This window comes from Micromonospora sp. NPDC049257, from assembly GCF_040678915.1.
Lineage (GTDB): Bacteria > Actinomycetota > Actinomycetes > Mycobacteriales > Micromonosporaceae > Micromonospora > Micromonospora antibiotica.
The window spans coordinates 18,367-38,503 of record NZ_JBFAQU010000018.1 but is presented as its reverse complement, the minus strand read 5'-3'; the positions used below and the strand labels follow the sequence as shown (position 1 = coordinate 38,503).

Sequence of the window (20,137 nt, the reverse complement as noted above, 5' to 3'; positions counted from 1 at the left end):
CCTCCCCAGGTGTGTGCGTCCGGCGGTGGTCAGTCCGCCCCGGTGGTGCCGGCGGGGGCGGGTGCCGCGCCCGCCGCGAGGCCGGCGTCCCGGGCGGCGGTACGCAGGAAGTCCAGCGACCGGGCCGCCACGGTGGGTGCGGCGTGCGAGTGCCGGGGCAACTCCACGGCGACCAGTCCCCGGTAGCCGGCGTCGGCCAGGGCGCGCAGCACCGGCGGGAAGTCGATCTCGCCGGTGCCGAACTCCAGGTGCTCGTGCACCCCCCGGCGCATGTCGTCGATCTGCACGTTGACCAGGTGCCCGGCGACCTGGCGCACACAGTCCGCCACGGTCGACGACTCCAGGCAGCGGCAGTGTCCGATGTCGAGGGTGATGCCGAAGCGGGCCGGCTCGCCGAGGGCCCGGTGCAGCCGACGCCAGCCGGCGATGTCCTCGACCAGCATTCCGGGCTCCGGTTCGAAGCCCAGGGTCACCCCGGCCCGGTCGGCGGCGGCGGTCACCGTCGCGCAGCCGGCGACCAGCCGGTCCCACGCGACCTCGGGGGCGACGTGACCGGGTCGGATGCCGGCCCAGAAGGAGACCGCCTCGGCACCGAGGTCCGCGCCGACGCGGACGGCCCGGTCCAGGAAGTCGATCCGGCCGGCCGGGTCGTCGTGCAGCAGCGTCGGGGCATGCTTGCGCCACGGGTCGAGCAGGTAGCGGGCACCGGTCTCGACCACCACGCCGAGACCGAGCGCGGCCAGCCGGTGCGCCACGGCGTCGACCCGGCGGGCCAGTCCCGGCGCGTACGGGTCGAGGTGGTCGTGGTCGAGGGTGAGCGCGACCCCCTCGTAGCCGAGGTCGGCCAGCACCGTCAGGGCGTCGTCGAGCCGGTGGTTGGCGAAGCCGTTGGTGCCGTAGCCGAACCGCAGCCGGTCCACCTCGCCGGCCGGCGGGCCGGCGGGGTCGGCCGGGCGGTCCGGGGCCGGGCTGCGGCGGGGCGTGCCGGCAGCGGTCGGCGGGACGGCGTCCGGGGCGGTCATGTCGGGGAGAGTTTCCGGGCCAGCCGGCCGCCCAGCGGCGCGGCGAGCGCGACCAGCGCGCCGACCAGCCCGGCACCGGCGCGGGCGGTGAGCGCACCCTGCAACGAGGGCAGCCCGGTGATGCCGGCCCCGACGGCGGCCCGGACCCGGCCGGCGGTGGGGTCGGCGGCCACCCGGGCCTGCGCGCCGCCGTACCGGGCGACGTACCAGCCGGCCAACGCCACCGGCAGCGCGCCGGCGAGTGACCGGCCGACCCCGACGGCACCGGTGCGGACGCCCGGTGCGCTACGACGGCCGGGCGCGTCGGTCGCCGCCGGCGCATCGTCCACGGGGGACGGCCGGCCGGCGGGACGGGGCGGGGTGGTGGCGCGGGGCAGGGTGGTGGCGGCCAGCGCGACCAGGGCGGTGCCGGCGAGGGTACGCCGGGGCAGCGCCGCGTCGGCCCCGGTCACCTCACGACGGGACAGGGCGGTGACCGTCCAGGTGTGCGCGGCGACGGTCAGCGCCGCCGGCAGCGCCCGGACCGGTCGGCCGGACGACGCGCCGAGTAGCACGTCCAGCCCCCGGCAGGCGGCCATCACGGCGGGACCGGCGGCGGTGTTCTTGGCCACCAGGTCGTACCCCCAGATGGTGGCGGCGAGCGGGAGCGCGACGGCGGTGGCCCGCCGGCCGCCCACGGCGGCGGCCAGGCCCAGGCCGGCGGCGGTGAGCCCGATGGCGACCCCGGCGGCGGCGGCCGGGGTGATCCGGCCGCTGGGGATCGGCCGTTCCGGGCGTTCCTCGGCGTCCAACCCCCGGTCGGCCCAGTCGTTGGCGGCCATCCCGGCCCAGTAGAGCAGGACCGACGCGCCGGCCAGCCCGGCGGTACGCGGGCCGAGCACCCCGGCCGCCGCCGCCCCGGCCACCAGGTCCCCCGGTACGGACAGTGCGGCCGGTGCCCGGACCAGCTCGGCCAGGTCGGCCACGCTGGTCACCCGGCACCCCCGGCGTGCAGCTCCCGGGTGAAGTCGACCAGCCGCTGCCACTGCTCGCTCAGCGAGTGGGTGGGTGCGTCGATCGGGTCCTTGAAGAAGAAGGCGAGCTCGGGCAGGGGGCCGACCCGGCCGGCGGCGTGCGCGGCGGCGGTGAGCCGGGCCAGGTCCAGCACCAGCGGGGCGGCCAGCGCGGAGTCGCAACCGTGCCAGGTGAACTCCATCCGCATCCCGGTGCCGAGGAACCCGGCGAAGGTGATCAGGTCCCAGGCGGTCTTGAAGTCACCGAGGTCCTCGACGTAGTCGATCCGGGTGCCGCCCTGCGGCACGTAGCCCAGCGTCTCGCCGAGGACCCGCTGCTTGCTGTCCACCTTGGCGGCGTTGGCGCCCGGCTCGGCCAGGGTCGCCCCGTCGCCGCCACCGAGCAGGTTGACCCCGGACCAGGAGCGCACCGCGAGGTGACGCATCGCGAACATCGGGGCGAGCACCGACTTGACCAGGGTCTCCCCGGTCTTGCCGTCGTGCCCGGCGTACGGCAGGCCACGCTGCGCGGCGAGCGCGGCGAGCGCCGGCAGGCGCAGCCCGGTGGACGGGGTGAAGTCGACGTACGGGCAGCCCGCCTCGACGGCCGCGTACGCGTACAGCGAGCTGGGCGGCAACACCTCGTCGCCGCTGGCGAGGGCGGCCCGCAGGGCGTCCGGGTCGGCGTGGCCGGGGTGCGGTGACGGGGCCGGTTCGGTGGCCGAGACGTTGACCACCACCACCCGGTCGAGCCGGCGCCGGTCGCGGAACGCGGTCAGGTCGGCGGTGACCGCGGCGACCCGGTCGGCCTGACTGCCGCCGGTCGGCGCGGGCCGCAGGTCCTCCTCGACGGCGGCCAGGTCGGCGGCGAGCGCGGCGGCCAGCCGGCCGGGCAGCACCCCGGCGGCGGCGAGCGCCTCGGCCCGTTTGGTCAGCGGCGTGGTGGCCACGTCGTGACCGCCGAAGACCAGGTCGGCGAAGGGGGGCAGGGCGGGTCCCCGCAGGTCGGGTAGTTCGGTGACGCAGCCGGTGGGGGCGGTGAGGCCGGCCCGTAGGGCGAGCCCGCCGACGATGCCGGTGGTCGCGACGGAACCGCGCGCTCCCACCAGCCAGACACCCGTACGCATGGTGCTCCTTCCGGATGGAACGTGCTCGGTTCGGTCGTGCCGGCGGGGCGCGGGGTGGCCCCGCCCGCCCGGTCGTGCGGGATGGCACCGGTGACGGCGTAGACGTCGGCGGCGTCGACGCCGTACCCGGTCCCGCACGGCGTGCGGGCGGGGCTGGCAGGCAGGGCCGGTTCGGCGTCTCGGCCCTGCCTCCCCGCATCCGGCCAACGGCGGCGGCGCGCCCTCGGCCGGACGAATGGGTGGTGATGAACCGGATTCCCCAGGGAACCCGAATCATACTTATCTATATTCCTACTGGCGGCCCTCCGGTGCGACCGGGGAATCCCGGTCCGGCCGCACCGGACGGCCATCGTGCGCGTGTCCCCGGGCCGGGTGGCCCGGGTGCGCGCCCTCCACTGCCGACCCCGGCCCGGCCGCGGGGCGCAACCGCGGCCGGTCCCTCGCCGGTCGACGGCGGAGGTGCCTGGGTCAGACGGCGAGCGCGGCCAGGGCCGGCTCGACGTCGGTCCACCGTGAACCGAGATCCGCCGAGCGGGTCACCGCGTCCAGCACCAGCTGGACCTGCAACGCGTCGGCGAACGACGGGGTCGGGTCGACACCGTTGGCGACCGCCTCGACGAAGTCGCGCATCTCGTGGGTGAAGGAGTGCTCGTAGCCGATGATGTGGCCCGGCGGCCACCACGCCGCCATGTACGGGTGTTCGGCCTCGGTGACCAGGATCCGGGTGAATCCCTGCTCGGTCGCCGGCCGGGAGGCGTCGTAGAACTCCAACTCGTTGAGGCGTTCCAGGTCGAACACCACCGAGCCGAGCGAACCGTTGATCTCCACCCGGAGGGCGTTCTTACGGCCCGTGGCGAACCGCGTCGCCTCGTACGTGGCCAGTGCCCCGTCGTCGAGCCGGGCCACGAAGATCGCGGCGTCGTCGACGGTGACCGTGCCGGTCGCCGTCGCGGTGCCGTCGACCTCGGCGGCCAGTCCGCTCGACGCACCCGGCAGCGGGCGCTCCTTGACGAACGTCTCGGTCACCGCGCTGACCCCGGTGATCCGTTGGCCGGTCACGAACTGGGTCAGGTCGATGATGTGCGCCCCGATGTCACCGAGGGCACCGGAGCCCGCCTTGTCCTTCTGCAGCCTCCAGACCAGGGGGAACTGCGGATCGACGATCCAGTCCTGGAGGTACGTCGCGCGGACGTGCCGGATCGTGCCGAGCCGGCCTTCGGCGACCAGTTGTCGCATCAGCGCGACGGCCGGCACCCGGCGGTAGTTGAACCCGCACATGGACCGGATCCCGGCGGCCCCGGCGGTGGCGGCGGCAGCGGTCATCGCCCGCGCCTCCTCCACCGTGTTGGCCAACGGTTTCTCGCAGATCACGTGCTTGCCGGCGGCGAGCGCGGCAAGGGCGATCTCGGCGTGGCTGTCACCTGGGGTGCAGATGTCGACCACGTCGATGTCGTCCGAGGCGACCAGGGCACGCCAGTCTGTGGTGTGCGTGTCCCAGCCCAGCCGGTCGGCTGCCTCGGCGACCTTCGCGGCGTCCCGGCCGCAGATCTGCGCCATCCGAACCCGGGCAGGCAGTTCGTACACCCGGTTCACGGTGCGCCACGCCTGTGAGTGCGCGGCGCCCATGAACGAGTATCCGATCATGCCGACCCGGAGTTCGCGGTGATGAGTGGACAAGGTGGGTCTCCCCCCGTGTATCAGAACCCGAGCTTGAGGTAGTTGCTCGCGTTCTCCTTGGTGATCGTCTCCGAGGCGAGGACGATCTCCTTGGGCACCTGGAGTTCCACCAGGTCGGACATGCCCTTGCCCTGGCCGATCAGGCGGGCCAGGGAGATGGCCGAGGAGGCCATCGACGGGCTGTAGGTCACGGTCGCCTTGAGCACCGTGTTGTCGGCCTGGATGTCCTCCATGGCCTTCTTCGAGCCGGCGCCGCCGACCATGAAGAACTCCTTGCGGTTGGCCTGGTTGACGGCGGCCAGGACACCGATGCCCTGGTCGTCGTCGTGGTTCCAGATCGCGTCGATCTTGGGCAGCGCCTGGAACAGGCCGGTGGCGGCCTGCTGGCCGGAGTCGGCGGTGAACTCCGCCGGCCGCCGGTTGGCCACCTTGAAGCCGGCCGTGGCGAGGGTGTCGGCGAAACCCTTGGACCGCTGCTGGGTCAGCTCCAGCGAGTCGATGCCGGGGATCTCGCCGATGACCGGGGCGCTGACACCCTTGGCCTTGAGCTGCGCCACGATGTAGTTCGCGGCGGCCACACCCATGCCGTAGTTGTCGCCCATGATCTGGAGCCGGTAGGCCAGCGCGTCCGGGAAGGCACGGTCCAGGTTGACCACCGGGATACCGGCCTTCATCGCCTCCAGGCCGAAGGCGTTGAGCTCCTTGCCGTCGTGCGGCAGCACCACGATGACGTCCGGCTTCTGGGCGACCAGGGTGGACAGCGCGGCCCGCTGGGCAGCCGCGTCCGCACCCGCCTCCACGGTCTTGAAGTCCACGTCGGAGTACGCCCCGGCCTGCGCCTTGGCGTTGTTGGTGATGGCGGCGATCCAGCCGTGGTCGGCGGCGGGGGCGGAGAAGCCGATGGTGACCTTCTTGCCGGGGGCGGCGTTGCCACCACCGGAGTTGTCGGCCGCCTTGGTCTGCGCCGCGGTCGGTGTGGACTCGTTGCTGGTGCAACCGGCGAGGAGCACACCGGCGCCGACCGCCGCACCGCCGAAGAGCAACCGGCGACGGGACAGGTCACGGGGCTGGGTCATGACGACCTCCTGAAATGACGGATGGTGGGGTGAAAAAGGTTGTGCTGATCCCGGCCACCGTCGGTGGCCGCCGGAATTGCGCTGGTGCGAAGGGGTAGGGACGTGCCCGGTCAGGCGGAGGTGGTGGCCTTGTTGCGGCCGAGGAACTGGGTGACGCTGCGGAACTGCACCTGCTGGATCAGGACGGCGCCGACGATGATGCCGCCCTTGACCATGTTCTGCGCCTCGGTGGACAGGCCGTTGATGGCGAAGAGGTTGGTGATGGTGGAGAAGATCAGCACCCCGAGCAGGGAGCCGACGATGGTGCCCCGGCCGCCGCTGAGCAGCGTGCCGCCGATGATGGCCGCGGCGATCGCGTCCAGCTCGTACAGGTTGGCCATGGCCGCCTGGGCGGAGTTGGCCTGCGCGGTCAGCATGATCGCGGCGATGCCGCAGCAGAGCCCGGACAGCGCGTACAGCAGCAGGGTGTGCCGCCGCACGTTGATCCCGGCGAGCCGGGCCGCCTCGGGGTTGCCGCCGACGGCGACCGTACGCCGGCCGAAGGTGGTCCGGTTGAGCAGCACCCAGCCGGCGGCGACCACGGCGGCCAGGATGTAGACCAGCAGCGGGATGCCGAGCAGGTCGGTGCTGGCGATGCCGTTGATGAAGGAGTTGTTCGACACCTGGGTCTGCTTGCCGGAGATCTGTGCGGCCAGGCCCCGGGCGGCGACCATCATGGCCAGCGTGGCGATGAACGCCACCAGCCGGCCGTAGGAGATGAGTATCCCGTTGACCACCCCGACCGCCGTGCCGACCACGATCGCGGTGAAGATCATGCCGCCGGCGCCGTAGCTCTGGGTGGCGAGCGTGGTCGCCCACACCCCGGCGAGGGCGACGATCGCGCCGACCGACAGGTCGATGCCGCCGCCGATGATCACGAAGGTCATCCCGACGGTGACCACCCCGACCACCGAGGCGAGCTTGAGGATGGTCAGCGTGTTGCCCCACACCCAGTCCGGGTCGGAGTAGAGGTCCCAGCGGGTCGCGGCGCCGATCACGACCAGCACCACCAGCACGCCGATCAGGCCGAGGTTACGCTTCGCGCCCTCACCCCCGTCGCCCTGCCAAAAGGACAACCCGCCCGTCCGCGGCTTCTCCTTGAGCGACGCCGTCACCGCCGGGTCGACCGGCGGGGACTGCGCCGGCAGGTCCGCCGGCCGGTCCGGTGTCGCGGTCCCGGTCGACTCACTCATGCCGTCACCTCGTTATGTCCACTGCGCTCGCTCATGCCGGCGCGCCTTCCATCAGAGACCCCGCCATGACGAGGTCGAGCACGGTGTTCTCGTCCAGTTCGCCGGCGGGCGCCTCGCGCACCATCCGGCCCTCGCGCATCACCAGCACCCGGTCGGCCAGACCGAGCACCTCGGGTACCTCGCTGGAGACCAGCAGCACGCCGACCCCCTGGGCGGCCAGGCCACGGATCACCCGGTACAGCTCGGCCCGGGCCCCCACGTCCACCCCCCGGGTCGGCTCGTCGAGCAGCAGCAGCCGGGTGTCGCCGAGCAGCCAGCGCCCAACCACCACCTTCTGCTGGTTGCCGCCGGACAGGGTGCGTACCGCCCGGCGCACGTCGTTGGGCCGGAGCTGGAGTTCGTCGGCGATCCGTTCCGCCTCGGCCCGCTCCCGCCCGGCGTTGGTGAAGCCGAGGCGGGCGTACCGGGAGAAGGTCGCCAGGGTGACGTTGCGGTGGATCGGCTCGCCGAGCAGCAACGCCTGACTCTTCCGCTCCTCCGGGGCCATGCCCATGCCGGCCCGTACCGCCGCGCCGACGCTGCCCGGCCGCAGGGTCCGGCCGCCCATCCGGACGGTGCCGGACTCGGCGCGGCGGGCCCCGTAGATCGTCTCCAGCAGCTCCGAGCGCCCGGAGCCGACCAGGCCGGCGATGCCGACGATCTCACCGGGACGGACGCTGAGCGAGACGTCGGCGAACTCACCGGTGCGGCTCAGCCCCTCGACCCGCAGCAGCTCGTCACCGGCGGTCGGCGCGGTCGGGCGGTCCGGGAAGACGTACTCGATGTTCCGGCCGGTCATCCGGGCGACCAGGTCGCGGGTCGGGGTGTCGCGGGCCGGCAGGTTCGCCGCCGTGGTCCGGCCGTCCTTGAGTACGGTGACCCGGTCGCCGATCTCGCGGATCTCCTCCATCCGGTGCGAGATGTAGATGACCGCGATGCCCTGGGCGGTGAGTTCCCGGATGATCCGGAACAGGTTGTCGACCTCGTCGTGGGCCAGCACCGCGCTCGGCTCGTCCATGATGATCAGTCGGGCCTCGTGGGACAGCGCGCGGGCCATGCTGACCACCTGCTTGCCGGCGGCCGGCAACGCGCGCACCATCCGGCCGGGCGGGATCTCGCCGTGGCCGAGCCGGCTCAGGATCTCCCGGGTACGCCGGGCCATGTGGCCGCGCCGGACGAACCCGGCGACCTTGGGCTCGTGGCCGAGGAAGGCGTTCTCCGCGACCGAGAGGTCCTCGACCAGGTCGAGTTCCTGGTAGATGGTGGCGATGCCGGCGCGCATGGCGGCCTGCGGGTTGGCGAAGTGCACCGGCTCACCGCGCCACTGCACCTGGCCGGAGTCCGGCCGGTGCACCCCGGCGAGCACCTTGATCAGGGTCGACTTGCCGGCGCCGTTCTGCCCGAGCAGGCAGTGCACCTCACCGGCCCGCACCTCCAACTGCACGCCGTCGAGGGCGCGTACCCCGGGGAAGGTCTTGACCACGTCGGTCAGCCGGAGCACCACCTCACCGGCGACGGTGTCGGCGGGCGCCTCGACCAGCGGGCTGTTGTCCCCGGCGGCGGAGGTCGGTGCGTTGCTCATGATGCCTCCCCGAAGGCGACGTCGCTGGCGAGGACGGCCGCGCCGGCCACGCCGGCGCGCGGTCCCAGCTCGGACAGGACGACCGGCAGGTTGCCGGTGGCCAGCGGCAGCGACCGGCGGTAGACCACGCTGCGGATCTCGGCGAGCAGGATGTGCCCGAGGTGGGCCAGCCCGCCGCCGATGACGATCATCGAAGGGTTGGTGAAGCTGACCAGCCCGGCCAGCACCTGCCCGACCCGGCGACCCCCGTCGCGGATCAGCTGGATGCAGGTGACGTCACCCTCGATCGCCGCCTCGGCGACGTCGCGGGCGGAGACGGCACCCCGGGCGGCGAGCCGCTCGGCCAGCGCGGGCGAGGCGCCGGTACGCGCGGCGACGCCGGCCTCCCGGGCCAGGGCCGCTCCGCTGAAGAGCGCCTCCAGGCAACCGGCGTTGCCGCAGGAGCAGGTCGGCCCCCCGGCGTCGACCTGGATGTGCCCGATGTCCCCCGCGCACCCGTCGGTGCCCCGGTAGACGTCGCCGCTGAGGTAGATCCCACACCCTATTCCGGTGCCGATCTTGATGAAGAGGAAGTCGTCGACCGAGTGCGCCACCCCCCCGTGCCGCTCCCCGATCGCCATGATGTTGACGTCGTTGTCGACCACCGCCGGGCAGCCGTGCTCCCGGCTGAGCAGTTCGCGCACCGGGTAGCGGTCCCAGCCGGGCATGATCGGCGGCGACACCGGCAGCCCGTCGCGGAAGCTCACCGGCCCGGGGACCCCGACGCCGACGCCGTTGAGCCGCTCGTACGCCCCGTCCACCCGGGCCTTGTGCAGCAGGTCGTTGACCCGGTGCAGGATGGCCTTCGGACCGGAGCGGATGTCGGCCACCTCGGCGTACGCGGCGACCGGCTCCAGCCGCCCGTTGACCACCTCGACGTCGATCGAGCTGGCGCCCATGTCGACGGCGGCGAACCGGAGGTCGGGGTTCAGCTCGACCAGGGTGGAGCGACGGCCGCCCCGGGAGGCGGCCAGTCCGGCCTCGGCCACCAGGCCCAGCCCGACCAGGCGTTCCAACTCGGCGAGGAGCCGGGGACGGGGCATCTGCAACCGGTCACCCAGCTCGGCCCGGGACGCGGGCCCCTCGTCGCGGAGCAGCCGCAACAGCTGCACATGCAGGGGATCTGCCGCCCGCACGGGACTCACCTCCGTCTCAGGGTTCACATTGACGTCACGCCGATGTGTTGTGGTCGACACAGTAGGAGAGTTCCGAGGCGCATGTCCATACCTTCAGTCGTTCCGCCGGCAACTTTTGTCCGAAAGAACAAAAGCTACTAGTGGATCAAGAAAAGGTTGACAGACTGAGAAACATCCGCAACGACCTGCTACCACCACCGGGTGACCCTCGCACACCGGCCCCGCTCCGCGCGGCCGAAGCACTACCGGATCAGGCCGGCCGTGACAAGTGGCCACCCCGCCACGGAGACGCGGCGGGGTGCGGCAGGCGGGGCGGGGCGGCGTGGGGCAGGCGGGGCGGCGTGGGGTCGCCGGGGCAGGGGCGCGGCAGGTGCGGGGTGGGCGACGCAGGCTGGGCGGCGTGGGGTCGCCGGTGGGTCAGCGGCCGGGGGCGGCGTTGCGCTTCTTACGCAGCTTGCGGTCGTCGCGCAACTCGACGTACGGCTCCTCGTCGGGGTCGTGACCGGCGGAGATGGCCCGGCCCCGTTCCAGCTCGGCGTCGAACTCCGCACCGAGCAGGATCGCGATGTTGCTCAGCCAGAGCCAGACCAGGAAGATGATCACGCCGGCCAGCGCGCCGTAGGTCTTGTTGTAGGACCCGAAGTTGCTCACGTACAGGGCGAACAGGCCGGAGACGAGCAGCCAGAGCAGCACCGCCAGCACGCCGCCCGGGCTGACCCAGCGGAACCCGCCGTGCCGGGCGTTCGGCGACGCCCAGTAGAGGATCGCGAACATCAGGCTGACCAGCACCAGCAGCACCGGCCACTTGGCGATGTTCCACACCGTCAGCGCCGTGGAGCCGAGCCCGATGGCGTTGCCGACCTGCTCGGCGAGGCCGCCGGTGAAGACCACGATCACCGCGGCGGCGAGCAGCAGCACCCCGACCAGGGCGGTCACCCCGAGCCGGATGGGCAGGGTCTTCCACACCGGCCGCCCCTCCGGCACGTCGTAGATGCTGTTCGAGGCGCGCATGAACGCGCCCACGTAACCGGAGGCCGACCAGAAGGCGGCGACCAGACCGATGATCGCGGCGACGCTGGCCAGCCCACCGGACTGGCCGGCCTGGTCGATCGCGGTCTCGATGATGGTCCGGATGTTCTCCTCCGGCACCACCTGGCCGACCGTGTCCCGGACCCCGCTGGTGGCCCGCTCGCCGAGCAGACCGAGGATCGAGATCAGCACCAGCATCCCGGGGAAGATCGACAGCACCCCGTAGTAGGTCAACGCGGCGGCCCAGTCGGTCAGGCTGTCCTCCTGGAACTCCCGCCCGGTGCGCTTGAGCGCCGCCTTCCAGTCCGCCCGATGCAGGTCCGTGGGGCTGTCCGGGCCGTCGTCGGGACCGACCGGTCGGGTACGCGCGTCGGCCTCCCGCCGGTCACCGGGCAGCCGATCGCCCGACGGCCGGTCGTCGGACCGGTCCCGGCCGCGCCGCGCAGCGGTCACGGTGGCCGCGTCGTCGCGGTCGGCGTGGGTCTCGTCGGAGGCCATCGCCCCTCCTCGGGGATCTGCGGATGTCGCCCTCCGACATGCCCCACCGACCCCGCCGACTAAACCGGCAGCACAGACCCGTCACCTGCCGGCAGACGACGACCAATCCCAGACAGGGGCCCCTCGACCAGCCGCTCCGGCCAGGGTTCCCGATCATGGGATCGAACCCCGCCGCGTTGATCTGTGCGCACCCTGGTTCGACATCGCAAGTTTGCTATAGTTGGCAAGTGTCCTGGCCAGTCTTCTACCACCCTGAGGCCGGAACCGAGCTTCACGCCCTCCCCACCACCGAACAAGCAGCAATCGGTCACGCGGTCGAGAAGTTGGAAAGCCAGGGCGTGAGCCTCGGCTACCCCCACTCAAGCTCCATCAAGACTGCGAACGGCCTACGGGAACTGCGCCCACGTGGTGGACACAGCCGGTGGCGAGCCATCTACGGGCAGGCCGGCGCCGCGTTCATCGTCGGAGCAATCGGCCCTGAAGCCAGCGTCAACCAGCGAAGATTCAACCGAGCAGTGACAGCCGCAGAACAGAGGATCAAAGACATAGAGGACGCGTGATGAAGCTCTCCGACCTGAAAACCTCGCAGCAAGTCATCGACGAACGCCGCAAGGATCCGGCGTTCCGCGCCGAGTGGGACCGGACAGCATTCGCCCGCGACGTGGCTCTCCGCATCGTGAAGTACCGCGAAGACAACGGTCTCACGCAGACTGCCCTGGCGCGCATGGTGGGCATGACCCAGTCCGTCATTGCCCGCTTGGAGTCCGGCGACCAACCACCCTCCATCGCCACCCTGGCAAAGCTCTCCAAGGGAACCGACATGAGCTTCGACGTCAGGATCACCCATGGTGAGGTCGAGTTCATAGCCGCATAGAGTCTCGACCCCGGGGCGAGACTCTGTGTCGACCTTCCCTGCGTGGCAAGCGACACATCGACGTTTCGATCAAATCCACGAGGCGCCGCTACGGAGCACTGCGCCACGGATCGCCGCCGTTAAGGTCGGCCGCCCACCTGCGCCACGAAGGCACACCAGGCGCGCGGTCCGAAGGCCAGCACCGGCCCGTCCGGGTCCTTGGAATCACGTACGGCCACCACGCCGGCCAGGTTGTCGGCCACCTCGACGCAGTTGCCTCCCTGACCGTTGCTGCGGCTGCTCTTGCGCCACCGGGCGTCGCTCAGATCCATGTCTCCGCCACTTCTGCTATCAGTTCCAAGGACTGCTGCTGCGACAGTGCCTCACCACGGATCGATTCCCAGACCTCGACCATCTGCCGAAGATAATCGGAGCGGTCGACCACCTGCCCATGGAGCTGACCCTCCTGGTAGACGACATCCTCCCCGTGCGGCGAGGTGGCGATCACGAAGGGGCCATTGATCCCAGGGTACGCGCCGGCCGAAAACGGCACGACCTGCATTCGGACCCGAGGCAACGTGGATCCCGATTTCACCAGATGACGCAACTGCTCGCGCATCACCTCCGGTCCGCCGATCTGGCGACGCAGCACGCACTCATCGATGACGGCGGTGAGCAGTGGCGGCCGGTCCCGGGTGAGTATCACTTGGCGATCGAGGCGGGTCGTCACCTGCTGTTCGATCTCGTCGGTCGCGAACAGCCCACCTCCGGACAGCAGTGCATGAGCATAAGCCTCGGTCTGCAACAGGCCCGGCACGCAAAGCGGTTCGAACGTGCGCAGCGCCGTGGCTTCCTGCTCGATGCCAGCCCAGTCCCGAAACCAGGGCACCACGGTTTCCCGGCTGATCCGGCGTTGGATGCGTTCGAAGCGGCCGTCGGTGGTGAACACCGTGTCGCAGCGGCGCGCGAAGTCCAGGCTCGGCCGACGCTCGCAGGTCTCCACCTTGGCCACCAGCGCGCCCGAATAGCTCAGCGCCTCGGCCAGCGCCGCCTGGGACATGCCGTTGGCGGCCCGCACGAGCCGCAACTCCTCCGCGAAGTGGTCCAGCATGGACGAACGTTCCACCAGACAGCCTCCGTACATCCTCGTACCGTTCCGGGTCGACCGGTCCACGCCTGGGCCGTCGGCAGGTCGAACCTCCCACCGTAGTCGGATCATCAACAGAATGTCACTCAGCGGGACCGCTCCCGGGATCGGACGGTGGGCGGAACCAGGCCGGGAGCGTCCGTCGGTGTCGTCGGCGGGCGCTCCCCTCCACCAGTGACGGAGGCTCGACCATGCGCCAGACCAGCCGGCCCCGCTGCGGATTCCCGCGTCACCCCCACCCCCGCAGCGGTCGGCCAGGGGTGCGCTGATGCCCCGGTACCGCCCACATGTCGCGGCCCGTCCCTCCTGGCGTTGCCGGGTGTGCGGGGCGGCCTGGCCGTGCTCGCCGGCCCGGTTGGCGCTGCTCGGCGAGTACCGCGAGGATCGCACCGCCCTGCTGTTCTACCTGGGCACCCTGTTGGGCGAGGCGATGAGCGATCTCGCCACCCTGCACGACGGTGTCGCCCCACCCGACCTGACCGCACGCTTCGTGACCTGGGCAAGAGCCCGCTGACCCGGTCGGTATCGGTCCGCCTGGGTCGGCCTCGGTCGGTATCGGTCAGCCTCGGTCGGTATCGGTCAGCCTCGGTCGGTATCGGTCAGCCTCGGTCGGCCTGGCCGGTCACCACGATCTCGCCACGCCGGGCTCGAACCGCACCGCCAACCCCGGCCCCCGCGACCATGATCGACTCAACGGGGCCGAGATGGCGGCATCCGTCTCGCGGCGACCACGCGACATGGCCGGAGTTGCGAGACGTACCCGCCGAGAGTCAGAGGTCGGCCGGGGCGGTGGCGGCGCGGGCGGCGGCGACCAGTTGGTCGGTCTCGGCGCGTACCCCGTCGGCGTCGACCGGGGTGCCGGGGTCGTAGCGGACCGTCCAGGTCAGACCGTCCGCCCCGGCCACCCGCCGGGCCGCGATCCGGCCCGAGCCGCCGGGCACCGGGTGCTGCTGGGTGTACGCCACCGAGCGGGTCACCCGCGCCCGCACCTGGTGCGGCAGGTCCCCCGGATCGAGCAGCAGGTACGTCTCGACGGGACCGTCGGCGACCACCAGGTAACCGTCCCGCTCGTCGATCGTCTCCGCCACCGTGACGGTCAGCTCCCGCCCGGACCAGACGGCCTTGAGGATGTCGTGCCAGCCCAGCCGCTCCGCCCGACCGGGCAGCCAGAGCCCGAGGTTGGTCGCCACCAGCACCCCGCCGCCACCAGAACCGGTACCGGCCGACGCACCGCCAACAGCCGACGCACCGCCAACGACCGACGCACCGCCAACGACCGACGGGCCGGTGCCAGCCGACGCACCGCCAACGACCGACGCACCGCCAACGACCGACGGGCCGGTGCCAGCCGACGGGCCGGCGACAGCCGACGAGCCGGTGGCGACGGAAGACGTACCGTCAGCGGCAGGCACATCGTCGGCGGGCGGCGGGCCGGTGACAGCCGACGGGCCGGCAGTGACAGGCGCACCGTCAGCGGCAGGCACATCGTCGGTGGGCGGTGCGTCGTTGCTGCCGCCGTTGCCAGGGGCGGCCCAGGCCAGCACCCGCTCCCCGGCGGTCAGGGCGGGGCGGGCGGCGGCGGGCAGCTTGGGCTTGCGGCCGAACAGTCCCATCAGAGTCCTCCCGCGGCCTGCTCGCGCAAGGCCCGCGCATGCTGTTCCAGCGAGAGCAGTTCCCCGAAGAGGGCGAAATACTCGTCCTTCTGGTTGACCGGGTTGATCCGCTGGATCTTGGACTTCAGGTCGCGGATCCGGGCGGTCACCGAGCCCCACTGCAACTGGGCGAGGGTGCTGGAGACGTACCTCGGGTCGGGTTCGCCGTCGAGCCGCAGCGGCTCCACCGCCAGCTCACCGACGAGCGCCTGGGCGGCCAGGTCCTCGCAGGCGTCACGCACGGCACCGATCCACACCGCGCCGCCGGCCGCCACCGCCACCCCGCCGGCCGCCGCGATCGCCGTACGGACCGCGACGTGCACCGGGTGCCGGTACTCGGCGGCCTCGACGGCGTCGAACATCGGGCCGGCGAGGACCGGCTCCTGGAGGGCGAGTTTCAACGCCTCCCGCTCGACCATCGACTCCGGGCTGTCCACGGCGGGCGCGGCCGGACGGGTCCGACCCCGGGGCGGGGCGGTGGCCTCCCGTTCGCCGGGGGAGTTGGCGGCGGCCAGCACCGCCCGCTGCACCGGCTCGATCTCCATGCCGAGGTCACCGGCGAGCTTGCGGACGTACTCGGGACGCTTCTCCCGGTCCTTGATCTTGGCAACCAGGGGCGCGGCCCGGCGCATCGCCTCGACCCGGCCGTCCACCGTGTCCAGGTCGTAGCGGTTGATCACGTGGCGGAGGGCGAAGTCGACGAGCGGCTCGCGGCGGGCCACCAGGTCACGGATCGCCAGGTCGCCCTTTGCCAACCGCAGGTCGCACGGGTCCATGTTGTCGGGGCTGACCGCGATGAAGGTACGCCCGACGAAGCGCTGGTCGTCCTCGAAGGCACGCAGCGCGGCCTTCTGCCCGGCGGCGTCCCCGTCGAAGGTGAAGATCACCTCACCGGCCACCGCGTCGGTGTCGAGCAGCAGCCGACGCAGTACGCCGATGTGGTCGGCGCCGAAGGCGGTGCCGCAGGTCGCCACGGCGGTCGGGACCCCGGCCAGGTGGCAGGCCATCACGTCGGTGTAACCCTCGACGACGACCACCCGGCCCTGCTTGGCGATCTCCCGTTTGGCCTGGTCGATGCCGTAGAGCACGTGCGACTTCTTATAGATCGGCGTCTCGGGGGTGTTGAGGTATTTCGGGCCGTCGTCGTCGTCGAAGAGTTTCCGCGCCCCGAAGCCGATCACGTCACCGGCGATGTCGCGGATCGGCCACATCAGCCGGCGACGGAACCGGTCGATCAGGGTGCCCGAGCGCGACGGCCGGGACAACCCACCGGTGACCAGCTCGTCATGGGTGAACCCCTGCTGACGCAGGTGCTTGGTGAGCAGGTCCCAGGCGTCCGGGGCGAAGCCGCACCCGTACCGCTGCGCGGCGGCCCGGTCGAAACCGCGCCGGGCCAGGAACTCCCGGGCCGGGCGGGCGCCGGCCGTGGTGAGCTGCGCCTGATAGAACTCCACGGCGGCGGCGTGCGCGGCCACCAGCCGCTGCTTCTGCCCCTGCTGCGGACGGGCCCGGGGCGCGGCCTGGTCACCCTCGACGTAGCGCAGCTGGATGCCGACCCGGTCGGCGAGCCGCTCGACGGACTCGACGAAGGTGAGATGCTCCGCGTCCATCAGGAACTTGATCGCGTCGCCACCGACGCCGCAACCGAAGCAGTAGAAGACGTTACGGGCCGGTGAGACGTTGAACGACGGGCTCTTCTCGTCGTGGAACGGACAGAGGCCCTTGAGGTTGCCACCACCTGCCGACTTCAGGGTCACCGTGTCCGAGATCACCTCGGCGATGGAGGCACGCTCGCGGACCAATGCGATGTCCTCGTCCCTGATCCGCCCAGCCATGCGGTGCCACCCCCTCGGCCCTCCATCCTGCCCTGCCGGACCGACGATCCGTCGGGCGGGGGACGGGCGGCTGGCGAACGCCCGGCTCAGCGGGGAGGACGGTGCAGCCAGTGGGTGACCGGGGGCGGGTTCTCCTCGTCGTACGACCGGGCGGCCCGCACGGCGGCGGACAGGCCGGACCGGCGTCCCCGGTCCGGGTGCGGGTTGACCGCCGGGTCCCGGACCATGTCACGCAGCAGCGCCACGGCGAGCCCGAGCATCACCACCACGAACGGCAGCGCCACCATGATGGTCGCCTGTTGCAGGGCGGCCAGGCCCCCGGCGAGCAGCAGCGCGGCGGCGACCGCCCCGATCAGCACCCCCAGAGCACCACGAGTACGCGGTGCGGGCGCAGTGCGCCCCCGAGGTGTGCTCAGGCCCCGTGGGCGGTACTCATCAGGACCCCGTGGGCGGTACTCAGGCCCCGTGGGCGATGCTCAGGCCCCGTGGGCGGTGCTCAGGCCCCGTGGGCGGTGCTCAGGCCCCGTGGGCGGTGCTCAGGCCCCGTGGGCGGTGCTCAGGTCAGGACTTCGGCCTCCTCGGCCTCCACCTGGCGGTTCCAGTCGGGCTTGGTGGAGCGCCAGCCCTCGTCGTCCATGCCCTGCCGCCAGTAGCCGGAGATGGACAGGTCGGCCCGGGGCACGTTCCGCTCGACCCGCAGCAGCCGGCGCAGCTCCTTGACGAAGGTGGCCTCGCCGTGCACGAAGGCGTGCACCCGGCCGGGCGGGAACTCCAGCTCCCGAACCGCCGCGACCAGGGCCTCGCCGACCGGTCGGCCAGCCCGGTGCAGCCAGGTCAACGCCACCGCGCCGGGGCTGGGCAACGACTGCTCGTCGGCCGGGTCGGCGATCTCGACCAGGACGACCGCCGGGGCACCCTCGGGCAGCCGCTCCAACGCGGCGCCGATCGCCGGCAGGGCACTCTCGTCACCCACCAGCAGGTGCCAGTCCGCCGTCGGGTCCGGCGCGTACGCCCCGCCGGGGCCGGTGAACAGCACCTCGTCGCCGGGACGCAGCCGGGCCGCCCACGGGCCGGCCAACCCCTCGTCGCCGTGGTGCACCACGTCGATGGTCAACTCGCCGGCCGCCGCGTCCCAGGCCCGCACGGTGTACGCGCGCAGCCGGGGCCATTGCTCCCGGGGCAGCTCCTGCTTGATCGCCGTCAGGTCCAGCGGCCTCGGCAGGTCCACCCCCTCGGGCGGAAAGACCAGTTTGACGTAGTGGTCGGTGAACTCCCCCACCGGCAGCCCGGTCAACTCCTCCCCACCGAGAACGAGTCGGACCAGGTGCGGGGTGGGCCGCCCGACCCGCACCACCCGCGCCGCAGTAACCATCTTGGAGCGCTCCGCCATAAAACTAAGGCTACCCTAACTCCCCCACCCCTCTCCCCCCACCCCCACCCCTCTCCCCCGCCCACCTCCGCTCCCCGCCCACCCCACCCCTCCACCCCGCCCCTCCCCGGTGATCAAGAGGTTTGCGTCACCCTCTCCGGTGATCAAGAGGTTTGCGTCAATCCAGCGATCAACTTTGACGTAAACCTCTTGATCAACTGACGCAAAGCTCTTGATCACCGGATCGAGGGGCGGAGGGCGGGGGTGGGGGGCGGGTTTCAGGTGAGGTGGGTGTGCCAGGTCAGGGCGGCGGGGTCGGTGAGGGAGGCGACCTGGTCGATGATGACGCGTAGGCGGGCCGGGTCGTCTCCGGCCTGCCGCCAGAGGGGGGCGAAGACCGGGTCGAGGGCGTCCGGGGCGCGGTCGACGAGCACGGTGACCAGTTCGGTGAGGACGTCCCGCTGACGGTCGTAGCGGGTGCGGGCGTCCGGGCGGCACATCACGTACCGCCAGGCGATGCCCTTGAGCAGGGCACACTGCGCCCTGATCCGGCGCGGCACGACCAGGTCGGCGGCGTAGCGGTGGTGCGGGCCGGGGCCGAAGCGGTCCCGGGTCGCCCCGACCACGGTCGCCACGAACCGGCCGGTGAGCACGCTGGTGGTGGCCTTGAGGGCGACCTGCGCCCGGTGGCTGCCGTCGTACCCGGCCAACGGGGTGAGCACCGGGTCGGCGAGCAACTCGACAAGCACCCCGCCGAGGTCGTCCGGGGACTCCCCGGAGTAGACGGCGGCCACGTCGACGCAGAGCGCGGCGCGTTCGTCCGGGTCGTCGAGGAGTGGACGCAGCGAGACGTAGCCGCCGTGGATGCCGTCCTCGACGTCGTGCACCGAGTACGCCACGTCGTCGGCCCAGTCCATCACCTGCGCCTCCAGGCACCGGCGGGCCCCAGCGAACGGGTCGACGGCAGGCCGGCCACGCCGATCGGCACCAGACCCCACAGCAAGCGGGTCGGCAGCAGCCGGGCCGACGGCCAGCGGGTCGGCAGCAGCCGGGTCGACGGCAGACGTGGCGGGGGTGCCGGCGCGTAGCCAGTCGAAGACCGGGCGGTCGTCGCCGTACGCGCCGAACTTGCGCAGCCCGGGGCGGCGGGGCCACGGGTACTTGCTGACCGCGTCGAGCGCGGCCCGGGTGAGGTTGAGCCCGGCGGGGCTGCCGTCCGGGGCGAGCACCTTGGCCTCCAGCCGGGTGAGCACCCGCAGCGTCTGCGCGTTGCCCTCGAAGCCGCCGCAGGACGCGGCGAGCCCGTCCAGGGTGTCCTCGCCGTTGTGCCCGAAGGGCGGGTGCCCGAGGTCGTGGGCCAGCCCGGCGGTGTCCACCAGATCCGGGTCGCAGCCGAGGCGGGCACCCATCTCCCGGGCGATCTGGGCCACCTCCAGCGAATGGGTCAGCCGGGTACGCAGGAAGTCGTCGGTCCCGGCGACGTGCACCTGGGTCTTCGCGGCGAGCCGACGGAACGCCGCCGAGTGCAGCACCCGGGCCCGGTCCCGCTCGTACGGGGACCGGCCGTGGCCGGTGTCCTTGGGCGTCTCCTCGACCCACCGTTGCGCGTCGGCCGGGTGCCCGTCGACTGTGGGCATCTCAGCCCCGCCGGGGCTCGTCGTCGCCGGACAGGGCCGGCCCGGACACGCCGGACAGGGCCGGCCCGAACGCAACCGGCCCGAACGCGCCGGACGCGACCGGCCCGAACACGCAGGTCCCGGGTCGGCCGGCATCGACGGTGGCGCTCACCCAGCCGCTGCTCATCCGGTCACCCCTTCACGGTCGTACCCCAT

17 protein-coding genes and 3 pseudogenes are annotated in these 20,137 nt (G+C 72.3%); 3 read left to right on the top strand and 17 right to left on the bottom strand.

Annotated features, from left to right (window positions below; translation table 11 throughout):
- Positions 1 to 29: 29 nt before the first annotated feature.
- The 9 genes from AB0K25_RS23255 to AB0K25_RS23215 all read right to left on the bottom strand — a co-directional run bounded on the left by AB0K25_RS23255 (position 30) and on the right by AB0K25_RS23215 (position 11,449).
- Positions 30 to 1,022, bottom strand: a complete 993-nt coding sequence (locus AB0K25_RS23255) for a sugar phosphate isomerase/epimerase family protein (RefSeq protein ID WP_357535619.1) — start codon at positions 1,020 to 1,022, stop codon at positions 30 to 32.
- Positions 1,019 to 1,996 carry an SCO3242 family prenyltransferase gene (locus AB0K25_RS23250; RefSeq protein ID WP_219464227.1) on the bottom strand — a complete coding sequence of 326 codons (978 nt, stop codon included), beginning with the start codon at positions 1,994 to 1,996 and terminating at the stop codon, positions 1,019 to 1,021. Before AB0K25_RS23250 ends, AB0K25_RS23255 begins: the two co-directional genes overlap by 4 nt.
- Entirely contained in the window at positions 1,993 to 3,141 is a 1,149-nt protein-coding gene (locus AB0K25_RS23245) for an inositol-3-phosphate synthase (RefSeq protein WP_363822621.1), read from the bottom strand. The genes AB0K25_RS23250 and AB0K25_RS23245 overlap by 4 nt, the downstream gene beginning before the upstream one ends.
- A gap of 468 nt (positions 3,142 to 3,609) precedes the next feature.
- Entirely contained in the window at positions 3,610 to 4,818 is a 1,209-nt protein-coding gene (locus AB0K25_RS23240) for a Gfo/Idh/MocA family oxidoreductase (protein WP_219464230.1), read from the bottom strand.
- A 20-nt stretch (positions 4,819 to 4,838) separates the two neighbouring features.
- A complete protein-coding gene (locus tag AB0K25_RS23235) occupies positions 4,839 to 5,894 on the bottom strand; it encodes a substrate-binding domain-containing protein (RefSeq protein WP_208568829.1) in 1,056 nt (351 codons plus the stop codon).
- A 110-nt stretch (positions 5,895 to 6,004) separates the two neighbouring features.
- Entirely contained in the window at positions 6,005 to 7,126 is a 1,122-nt protein-coding gene (locus tag AB0K25_RS23230) for an ABC transporter permease (RefSeq protein WP_219464232.1), read from the bottom strand.
- Between the two features lie 31 nt (positions 7,127 to 7,157).
- Positions 7,158 to 8,747, bottom strand: coding sequence for a sugar ABC transporter ATP-binding protein (locus AB0K25_RS23225; protein WP_357535626.1), 1,590 nt, complete (start codon positions 8,745 to 8,747; stop codon positions 7,158 to 7,160).
- Positions 8,744 to 9,922, bottom strand: coding sequence for an ROK family transcriptional regulator (locus AB0K25_RS23220; protein WP_208568827.1), 1,179 nt, complete (start codon positions 9,920 to 9,922; stop codon positions 8,744 to 8,746). Before AB0K25_RS23220 ends, AB0K25_RS23225 begins: the two co-directional genes overlap by 4 nt.
- Positions 9,923 to 10,339: 417 nt before the next feature.
- On the bottom strand, positions 10,340 to 11,449 hold the full coding sequence (locus AB0K25_RS23215) for a YihY/virulence factor BrkB family protein (protein WP_357535628.1): 1,110 nt from the start codon (positions 11,447 to 11,449) through the stop codon (positions 10,340 to 10,342).
- Between the two features lie 227 nt (positions 11,450 to 11,676).
- On the opposite strand from AB0K25_RS23215, the gene AB0K25_RS23210 reads away from it, so the two are divergent.
- Together AB0K25_RS23210 and AB0K25_RS23205 are read left to right on the top strand one after the other, a co-directional pair.
- Positions 11,677 to 12,009: a type II toxin-antitoxin system RelE/ParE family toxin gene (locus AB0K25_RS23210; RefSeq protein WP_363822615.1), complete on the top strand. Its 333-nt coding sequence runs from the start codon at positions 11,677 to 11,679 to the stop codon at positions 12,007 to 12,009.
- Positions 12,009 to 12,323 (top strand): helix-turn-helix transcriptional regulator, encoded by a 315-nt coding sequence (locus tag AB0K25_RS23205; RefSeq protein WP_357535632.1) that lies wholly within the window; start codon positions 12,009 to 12,011, stop codon positions 12,321 to 12,323. Before AB0K25_RS23210 ends, AB0K25_RS23205 begins: the two co-directional genes overlap by 1 nt.
- A gap of 119 nt (positions 12,324 to 12,442) precedes the next feature.
- Here the strand turns inward: AB0K25_RS23205 and AB0K25_RS23200 are convergent, their stop codons facing one another.
- Entirely contained in the window at positions 12,443 to 12,634 is a 192-nt protein-coding gene (locus tag AB0K25_RS23200) for a DUF397 domain-containing protein (protein WP_357535634.1), read from the bottom strand.
- Positions 12,625 to 13,413, bottom strand: a complete 789-nt coding sequence (locus tag AB0K25_RS23195; protein ID WP_357535636.1) for a helix-turn-helix transcriptional regulator — start codon at positions 13,411 to 13,413, stop codon at positions 12,625 to 12,627. Before AB0K25_RS23195 ends, AB0K25_RS23200 begins: the two co-directional genes overlap by 10 nt.
- 304 nt (positions 13,414 to 13,717) lie before the next feature.
- Here AB0K25_RS23195 and AB0K25_RS23190 point away from each other — a divergent pair, with 304 nt between their 5' ends.
- Complete coding sequence (locus AB0K25_RS23190; RefSeq protein ID WP_357535638.1) at positions 13,718 to 13,963, top strand: flavin reductase; 246 nt, start codon at positions 13,718 to 13,720, stop codon at positions 13,961 to 13,963.
- A 256-nt stretch (positions 13,964 to 14,219) separates the two neighbouring features.
- Here the strand turns inward: AB0K25_RS23190 and AB0K25_RS23185 are convergent.
- The 6 genes and pseudogenes from AB0K25_RS23185 to AB0K25_RS23160 form a co-directional block, all read right to left on the bottom strand.
- Positions 14,220 to 14,678, bottom strand: a pseudogene (locus AB0K25_RS23185) (hypothetical protein); the annotation flags it as partial.
- 383 nt (positions 14,679 to 15,061) lie between these two features.
- The gene (gene dnaG, locus AB0K25_RS23180; RefSeq protein WP_363822611.1) at positions 15,062 to 16,936 is read right to left on the bottom strand and encodes a DNA primase; all 1,875 of its coding nucleotides are present in this window, start codon (positions 16,934 to 16,936) and stop codon (positions 15,062 to 15,064) included.
- 86 nt (positions 16,937 to 17,022) lie between these two features.
- Positions 17,023 to 17,336: pseudogene (locus tag AB0K25_RS23175) on the bottom strand (BCCT family transporter); the annotation flags it as partial.
- A gap of 156 nt (positions 17,337 to 17,492) precedes the next feature.
- Positions 17,493 to 18,326: a siderophore-interacting protein gene (locus AB0K25_RS23170; RefSeq protein ID WP_363822608.1), complete on the bottom strand. Its 834-nt coding sequence runs from the start codon at positions 18,324 to 18,326 to the stop codon at positions 17,493 to 17,495.
- Between the two features lie 272 nt (positions 18,327 to 18,598).
- Positions 18,599 to 19,942 (bottom strand): annotated as a pseudogene (locus AB0K25_RS23165) (deoxyguanosinetriphosphate triphosphohydrolase family protein); the annotation flags it as partial.
- A 1-nt stretch (position 19,943) separates the two neighbouring features.
- A complete protein-coding gene (locus AB0K25_RS23160; protein WP_363822605.1) occupies positions 19,944 to 20,108 on the bottom strand; it encodes a hypothetical protein in 165 nt (54 codons plus the stop codon).
- Between the last annotated feature and the right edge of the window lie 29 nt (positions 20,109 to 20,137).